Source organism: Streptomyces sp. NPDC104581, assembly GCF_055583685.1.
Window position 1 is genome coordinate 184,192 of record NZ_JBVJNN010000009.1, and the last position, 6,435, is coordinate 190,626.

At 73.1% G+C, this 6,435-nt stretch carries 3 protein-coding genes; all 3 read right to left on the bottom strand.

The features are described from left to right. Positions 1-78: 78 nt before the first annotated feature. Genes ACZ61E_RS10980 through ACZ61E_RS10990 form a run of 3 tightly spaced genes read right to left on the bottom strand, consistent with a single transcriptional unit; the run spans position 79 to position 6,198 of the window. Positions 79-3,060, bottom strand: a complete 2,982-nt coding sequence (locus ACZ61E_RS10980) for an NHLP bacteriocin export ABC transporter permease/ATPase subunit (RefSeq protein WP_469699263.1) — start codon at positions 3,058-3,060, stop codon at positions 79-81. A 1-nt stretch (position 3,061) separates the two neighbouring features. After that, positions 3,062-5,395, bottom strand: coding sequence for an NHLP family bacteriocin export ABC transporter peptidase/permease/ATPase subunit (locus ACZ61E_RS10985; RefSeq protein WP_469699264.1), 2,334 nt, complete (start codon positions 5,393-5,395; stop codon positions 3,062-3,064). After that, positions 5,392-6,198, bottom strand: a complete 807-nt coding sequence (locus tag ACZ61E_RS10990) for a hypothetical protein (protein ID WP_469699265.1) — start codon at positions 6,196-6,198, stop codon at positions 5,392-5,394. The genes ACZ61E_RS10985 and ACZ61E_RS10990 overlap by 4 nt, the downstream gene beginning before the upstream one ends. Between the last annotated feature and the right edge of the window lie 237 nt (positions 6,199-6,435).

The window sequence follows — 6,435 nt, forward strand, 5'->3', positions numbered from 1 at the left end:
ATGCGCCGATGGTGCGATGATCTTCAACAGTTCGCGGCCCCCCGGCCGGCACCGTCCTGCGCTCACCGCCGGGCGGAATCAAGCCAGCTGACGGCGGACCAGTTCGTGCAGCCTGCCGTCCGTGTCCGCCAACAGGGCCGCCGGCGGGCCCTGTTCGACGATCCGGCCCGCCTCCATGACCAGCACCCGGTCCGCGTCGAGCACCGTGGAGAGCCGGTGGGCGATGACCAGCCGGCCCGCGTTCAGCTCGCGGGTGCTCTCCATCACGATGCGCTGGGTCTCGTTGTCCAGCGCGCTGGTGGCCTCGTCCAGGAAGAGCAGCCGGGGGCGCCGGACCAGCGCCTGGGCGATCATCAGCCGCTGACGCTGGCCGCCGGAGATCGCGCCGCCCCCCGCGATCATGGTGTGCAGCCCCATCGGCATCCGTTTGATGTCCTCCGCGAGTCCCGCCATCGCGACGGCCTCCCACACCTCTTCCTGCGAGAACGTCTCGGCGCCGCAGACGCAGTCCCAGACGGAGCCGGTGAGCGGCTGCGCGTTCTGGAGGACGACACCGCACTGGCGCCGTACGGCCGCGCGGTCCAGAGCCGCCAGGTCCTGGCCGTCGTAGAGCACACCGCCCGTGACCGGCCGGTCGAAGCCGATCAGCAGCCGCAGCAGTGTCGACTTGCCGCAGCCGCTCGGGCCGACGACCGCCACGAACTCGCCCGGCTCCATCCGCAGCGACACGCCGTCGAGCACCAGCGGGCCGTCGTCGGAGTAGCGGAAGGAGAGATCGCGGGCCTCGATCGCACCGGTCAGCACGCCCGGCTGGGATCCCGTGTCACCGACCTCGGGCGCGGCGTCCAGGACCGGCTTGATCTGCTCGAACATCGGCAGCGCCGCGGCGACCGACACGAGCGCGCCGGTCAGCTGGGTCACGGAGGTCAGCAGCATGGTCACGGCGGTGTTGAACGTCAGGAACTCAGCCGCCGACATCGTGCCCCGCGCCGGCCCGGCCAGCAGCATGAACATCACGAGGGAGCAGAACGGCAGATGGACCGCGTCCAGCACCGTCGTCAGATTCTTGATCCGCCCCGCTCGCTGCTGGAGTTCGCGCGAGCGGGCGAAACCGCGCGCCCACGCCGCGTACGCGAAGCCCTCGGCCGCGGCGACCCGCAGCTTCGGGAGCCCGCGCAGAGTCTGGAACGCCTGGTTGTTGAGCTTGTTGCCGAGTTCGACCAGCTGTCGCTGCCAGCGCAGCTGCCACAACCCCATCCCGAGGAACACGGCCGCGATGACGGCCAGCATCCCGACCGCCGCCAGCGCGAGCGGAAGACTGTGCGCGAACAGCAGCACGAGGCTCGTCGCGCCGACGGCCGCCGACTGCACGACCACCGGGCCGATGCCCGACAGCACCCGGCGGATACCGCTGACGCCCATCGCCGCGCTCGCCAGCTCTCCCGTGGAACGCTCGGCGAAGAACGCCGTCGGCAGCCGCAACAGCCGGTCCCACACGGCGGGTTGGAGAGTGCTCTCGATCCGGCCCTCCATCCGCAGGATGGTCAGGCTCTGCATCAGCATGAAGGCGGCCGACACGATGCCGGTGATCATGACGGCGAGCGAGACCTGTGTGATCAGACCGGTCTGCGCGCTCGGTACGTACTCGCCCAGCACCCGCCCCGTGGCGATCGGCACCAGCGCTCCGAGTCCCACCGTGACCAGGGTGGTCAGCAGCAGGCCGCGCAGATCGGTCCGGTTGCCGCGCAGCCCGAAGCGCAGCAACCGCCAGGGCGTCAGGGCCTCTTCGGGCAGCGGGCGGTAGAACATCACGGCGCGCGGTTCGAAGTCGTCGGCGTTCCGCTCGCCCACCCGCAGCCGGGTCCCGCTCGCCGGATTGACCGCCTCGTAACGGCCGCGCCGCCACAGCAGCGCCACGGGTGCGCCGGACTTGGCCCGGTGACCGACGAGCGGCCCGGAGTCGGTCCGCCACCAGCGGGCGTCGAGCCGGACGGCGCGGGTGCGGACCCGGGAGGCGACCGCGATCCTCTCGACCGGGTCGACACGGTCGTCGAGCGGGGTGCCCGCACCCCGGGAGCGGTCGGAGAGCGTGATGCCGGAGGCCGCCGCGACCAGGCGGCAGACCGCGAACGTCGCGTCGCGGGCGGCGTCGTCGGCCACCGCGCCGGCCGTGCCGGCGGCGCGGCCCGTCCCGCCGGGGCCCGCCCCCGGCCGGCCGATGGAGGCCACCAGCGCCTCGTCCGCCCGTGCCCGGACCGCCTCGCCCGCCTTGATACCGGCGGCGGTACGGTCCTCGTGGGCGCGCTCCTGCCGCTCGATCCAGTGGTCCACGGCCGACAGCAGCCGGTGCTGCTGGTTGACCATCCGCTGCCACATCGCCCCGTCGACCAGCAGGTCTCCCGCCGCGTCCGCGCTGTAGGAGGCGCCGTACCGCACACTGCCGGGGGACACCGGCATCCACAGCACGTCGTCGTCCGACACGGCGCCGTCGCCGTGCGGGTGGGTGTCGAGCGGGGTCTGGAAGAGCGCGCCGAGCCCGCGAGCGGCGCCGAGGGCGAAGGCGTGCTCCAGGGGCGTCGGGACCGGGGGAGAGGCCGGCGAGATGTGGGCGCCACCGTGCGGACCTGCCTGCGGGCCGCCGTACCCGGGGGAGTGCGGAGCGCCGTACCCGTCCCCGTACTCCGGTCCGTACGGGGGGACTTGGGGATCCGGGTACGCGGGCGCGTACAGCTCCCGCAGCGCGATCCGCCGCAGCGCGCAGTCCTGCGAGGGCCTGCTCAGCAAGGTGTGCCGGGGGCCCTCGACCGGACCGAGGAGCAGCGTTCCCGCTTCGAGGCGGCCGAGGAAGTGCCACTGACCGTGCCGCGCCGCGTCGACCGCGAACAGGTCGAGCGCGCCCCCGACGACGAGCCACAGCACGTGCGGTCCCTCCAGCGGCACGTTGCGCACCCCGGCGCAGTCGACCGGGGTACCCAGCGCGCCCAGGGAGTGGACGACCGGATCGGCACCGGGCTCCGGCCCCGCGTCCGCTCCGGCGGGCGGCGGCTGCGTCGAGGCCACGTCAGTACTCCTTGACCAGTCGGGCGTACGGACCACCGGCGGCGACCAGGTCCTCGTGCCTGCCGCGCTCCACGACCGCGCCGTGGTCGAGCACCACGATCTCGTCGCTGTCGCGCACCGTGCTCAGCCGGTGCGCGATCACCACGCACGCGCAGCCGCGCCGCCGCAGGTTGTCGATGATCAGGCGCTCCGTCTCCGCGTCCAGCGCGCTCGTCACCTCGTCGAGGACCAGGATGCTCGGCCGCCTGACCAGCGCGCGGGCGATCTCCAGCCGTTGCCGCTGGCCGCCGGAGAAGTTGCGGCCGTCCTGCTCGACCCTGCCGTGGATGCCGTCGGGGCGGCGCGCGATCACGTCGTCGTACAGCGCGGCGTCCCTGAGCGCGGTGACGACGGCGTCGTCCGATATCGACGGGTCCCACAGGGCCACGTTGTCCCGGACCGTGCCCTCGAAGAGGAAGACGTCCTGGTCGACGAAGGACACCGAGGAGGCCAGCGCGCCGCGCGAGATGTCGTCCAGCCGCCGGCCGTCGATTCGGATCGTCCCCTCCCACGGACTGTAGAGACCCGAAATCAGCCTGGAGACCGTGGACTTGCCACTTCCCGAACCGCCGACCAGGGCGACCTGTCGCCCCGGACCCACCGTCAGCGAGAACCCGTTCAGCAGCGGCGCGTCCAGTGGGCTGTAGCCGAAGACGATGTTCTCCAGCTCCACATGGCCCGTCAGCCGCCGGGTACTGGCGTCCGGGCGCTGCCGTGAGTAGAGCGGGTCGACGGGGAAACTCTCGACGTCCTTGAGCCGGGCCACGTCCGCGGCGAAGTCCTGGATGCGGCCCGCCACCCCGTTCAGCCGGGTGATCGGCGCGGTGAACCGCACCACCAGCGCCTGGAACGCCACGAGCAGACCGATCGAGATGGCCCCCTCCACCGCCCGCAGTCCGCCGAGCAGGAGGATCAGCGCGCTGTTGAGCGTGGCGAGCGTCGGCGCGACCACCGCGAGCGCCGCACTGGGCACCCCGAGCTTCTGCTGCTCCTCCAGCGTCGTCGCGTGCTGTCCGGCCCACCGGCGGAAGTACCCGTTCTCACCGCCGGTCGCCTTCATCGTCTCGATCAGCTGGAGGCCGGTGTACGAGGTGTTGGTCAGCCGCGCGCTGTCGGCCCGGAGTTTGCGGGTCCCGGTGGAGCGCAGACGGATCACGATGCGCATCGCGATCACGTTGAGCAGCGCCATCAGGACGCCGACGACGGTCAGTTGGGGGTCGTAGGACCAGAGCAGCGCGGCGTAGAGGATCACCACGACCCCGTCCACACCGGCCGCCGCCAGGTCCCGTGCCAGGGTCTCGGCCACCGCGTCGTTGGACTGGAGCCGCTGGACGAGGTCGGCCGGGCTGCGCTGGGCGAAGAACGTGACGGGCAGCCGCAGCAGATGCCGCATGAACCGGGCGCCGCTGAGGGTGGACGAGATGATGCGACCGCGCAGCAGGTTCGCCTGCTGGAGGCCGGTCAGTACGGCGGTGAGCACCAGCAGGACGGCCATCGACGCGAACAGCGGCCCCAGCAGCGACGTCTGACCGCCGATCAGGAACATGTCGATGTACGTACGGCTCAGCGCGGGCACCGCCGCGCCCACCGCCACCAGCAGCAGGCTGGCGAGCAGCGCGGCGAGCAGGGTGGCGGCCGTGCCGCGCAGCCGCGCGGGCATGGCGCTCATGACACCGGGCTTACGGCCGCCCCGGCGGAAGTCGGCGGTGGGCTCGAAGACGAGGACCACACCCGTGAAGCTGGTGTCGAAGTCCTCGATCGGCACGAAACGCCGGCCCTTGTCGGGGTCGTTGATGTGCACGCCCCGGCCGGCCGCCGGCCGGCGGCCCATGCCGTCGTACACGACGTAGTGGTTGAACTCCCAGAACAGGATGGCGGGCGCCCGGACATCGGCGAGCGCCTCGGTCTCCATCTGCATGCCCTTGGCCCGGAGGCCGTAACCGCGTGCCGCTTTGAGGACGTTGGAGGCGCGCGAGCCGTCGCGCGAGACTCCGCACGCGATGCGCAGTTCCTCCAGGGGGACATGGCGGCCGTAGTGGGCGAGCACCATGGCGAGGGAGGCCGCGCCGCACTCCAGGGCCTCCATCTGGAGGACGGTGGGGGTGCGGACGGTCCCGGGCCGGGGGGTCCGGGCGGCAGGCCGGCCGCGTCCGGCGGCTCGGCGCCGTCCGCCGCCGGTGCCTGTGCCCGAGGTCTCGCCCGGCGGCTCGTCGGGCCGGTGCCTGCCGCGCCCGGCGGGCGGCAGCCGCTGCTGCTTGCGGGGGGCCGGGGGGAGCTGGCGCCGGCGGGGGCTCACGGGAGCAGCCAATCGATCGGGTGCTGTTCGGACAGCCGTACGGAACCGGTGGCCAGGGTCATGGATTCGACGGCGTACGGCGGCCCGTCCGGCGACGACCAGGTGTAGCCGGACCGGGTGGCTGACGACCCGTCAAGTCGCACCAGTACGGCGACGGGTGGGCCCTCGCGGGAGAACTGCTCACCCAGCTCGGCGCTGCCGAGGAACCCGGTGATGCGCCGGCTGCTCTCGGCGACGCGGCCGACGGCCTCGACCTTCCCGCGCAGGACGCCGTACCGCTGCTTGGGCACCGACTGGACGGTGACGTCCACGGATGCGCCGACGGACACGGTGGCGCCGCTCTCGGCGGGTGCGTACAGCATCACCCTCAGCGGGTCGTCGCGCTTCTTGATCCGCTCCACCGCCGCGACATCGCCGCCCGTGGTGATCACGGAGCCGACCGAGGTCACCAGGGTCGTCAGCCGTCCCGCGGCGATGGTGCGGACGACGGTGTCGCCCTCGGCGGTACGGACCTTGACGAGGGGTGAGTCGGCGGGCACCCGCTCGCCCTCCTCGGCGAGCACGTCCGTGACCTGGCCGGCGACGGGGCTCTGGAGGACATAGCTGCCCTGCGCGTAGGTGAGGACGCCGGGGGCGGCGAGGGTGGACGACACGGTGCCGGTCACCGCCCAGGCTGCCGCGGCGATCATGGCGACCACGGTGACGGCCAGCACCAGACAGCCCTGGGGCCGGGCGAGCCGCACCGGCAGATCGATCTCCTCGGGTGACTGGAGCTTGGAGAGGGCCTGTTGACGGAACTGCACGACACTCTTCCCTGGTAGCTCTTGAAGCCCGGTGGATCGGGCGCGCACGGTGGACTGCTTGTGGCCGGACCGCCCGTGGCCGGACGGCGTACCGCCGCACGCCGTACCGCGGTTCCCCTGACCCGCGTCCGGTCTCCCACGAGCAGCGGGGGGGGGGGGGGGGGGGGGGGGGGGGGGGGGGGGGGGGGGGGGGGGGGGGGGGGGGGGGGGGGGGGGGGGGGGGGGGGGGGGGGGGGG